Origin of the sequence: Mesorhizobium sp. ORS 3428, assembly GCF_001854785.1 — a bacterium.
Lineage (GTDB): Bacteria > Pseudomonadota > Alphaproteobacteria > Rhizobiales > Rhizobiaceae > Mesorhizobium.
This window is the reverse complement of the sequence record NZ_MDFL01000075.1, coordinates 1-1,917: the sequence shown is the minus strand read 5'-3', so window position 1 is coordinate 1,917 and position 1,917 is coordinate 1. Positions and strand designations below refer to the sequence as shown.

At 56.7% G+C, this 1,917-nt stretch carries 2 protein-coding genes; both read left to right on the top strand.

Translation table 11 applies throughout. The features are described 5' to 3' along the window. Positions 1 to 139 precede the first annotated feature (139 nt). Positions 140 to 1,399, top strand: coding sequence for an amidohydrolase family protein (locus ORS3428_RS08420; protein WP_071096390.1), 1,260 nt, complete (start codon positions 140 to 142; stop codon positions 1,397 to 1,399). A gap of 103 nt (positions 1,400 to 1,502) precedes the next feature. Continuing rightward, on the top strand, positions 1,503 to 1,917 hold a 415-nt coding region (locus ORS3428_RS08415; protein WP_443136847.1), incomplete at its 3' end, for an ABC transporter permease subunit.

Genomic DNA, 1,917 nt, shown 5'->3' with positions numbered 1-1,917 from the left:
CCTGTCGGGCCCTTCACAAGAGGTGCGCGATGACCCGCGCCTGTTAGCGTATTTGGCGCCTTAGACCGATACCTCAACGCCGATCGTAGAGGCAGCCATCCCGACGAACATTCCAGTGGATTAGCGGAGTGCCACAGCAATGCCAGGATCAATCCGGGAATTTGTCGAGACGTCCGACGTGGTCGACGTCCATGAGCATCATATGCCTGAGATCACACTTGCCAGCGATGTCAATCTGCTGAGGTTGTTTCGACAGAGCTATGCGGCCTGGACGACGGATGTGCTCCCCTCGGATCCGAAGGCCACCGGGGACATCGTATCGAGCAACGTCGAGCCCACCAGCTGGGAAGCTCTATCGCCTTACCTGGAAAGAAGCTACTCAAACGCATTCGTGCGCAACTTGGTCCGCGGTATTTCACACCTTTGCCAAGCCGGCGAGGACGGCATCACGCGAGAGAATTGGGAAGCGGTAGATGCCGCGGTCCAAGCTCACCACAAAAACGTGCATTGGCCCAGGGAAGTGGTTAGACGGGCCGGTATAAAGAGAATCGTGACCGACTCCTTCCTGGACCCGGTTTCGGATTTGCGTCCTCAACTGGGTGATCGTTACGACGCGGTACTCCGCTTCAATGCGTTCGCTTTTGGATGGCATCCGCTATCGCTCGATCACAACGGAAATTCCGCTCATTCAATGCTCGCGCGGCTCGGCATGGAAGTGAGGACCTTTGACGATTATTGCGAGGCCATCCGCGAGCTCGTCGCCGGCTGCCGTGGACGAAATCAAGTCGCACTCAAAAACGCACTCGCCTACGACCGGGACGTAAACTTCGACGAGCCAAATGAGGGGCTTGCTCGCCAGGCCTGGGGGCAGCTCTCGCCCTCTGCTGCCCAGCGCAATGCGTTTGGCGATTTCGTGGTGGACTTGTTCTGCCGACTCGCAGGTGAGATGGATTTGCCAGTCCAGACCCACTTGGGCACTGCGATCTTAAAGGGCTCGCACCCGTTGCGGATGGCTGGGCTGATTGAGCGTCATCCTCGCACGCGATTCCTGCTTATGCACTTGGCATATCCGTGGAGTCGCGATTTGCTGGGCATGGCGTTCGTTTACCGCAACGTGTGGCTCGATTTGTGCTGGTCTTTTCTGTTGAGCCCGTCCTATTTCAAGCTGGCATTCCACGAAGCGATCGAAGTCTTGCCTGATCACTCGCGAATGATGATCGGGGGCGACTGCGTGCATGTCGAGGAATCGTACGCGGCAATAGAGAGTGCGCGGCACCTGATCGGCGATGTGCTGGAGGAAAAGGTTGCGGATGGTTATTTCCATTCGCGCCATGCAGAGCGCTTGGCTACACGGGTGCTCTCCGAAAATGCGACAGAATTTTTCGGATTAACTTCATAGGCAAGAGGGCTGGAGYGGCGCTCCAATCCAAGCTCACGCGATGCCAGGTCGTTCAGAGTTCGCATCGCTCTCGACCCTCAACTTTGCAGACCCGAGGTTGCACATGGACACGCTGATTGTCGCTCTATTCGAGATCCTGAGTTTCGGCGCCATCATCGTGTTGGTGGTTCTCGGGCTCGGAATCATCGCGAGCATGATGGGAATTTTCAACTTTGCCCAAGGTGAGTTTGTCCTGCTTGGCGCCTACACTACCTATGTCGTGTATAGCATTGGTTTGCCGGTGATTGTCGGCATGTTGGTTGCGCCGTTCATCGTCGGCGCGTTAGGGCTGGCGTTGGAGAGACTGGTAGTCCGACGTTTCTATGCCGCACCCATAGTTGCTATGCTGGGAACTTATGCGCTAGGCCTAATAATCAGAGAAGTCGTCCGAGGTCTTATCGGCGGCCTCTATCTGTCGGTGCCCGAGCCGATTGGCGGTTCCATCGACATCGGCGCTCTGCATTTTGCAACCTGGCGCT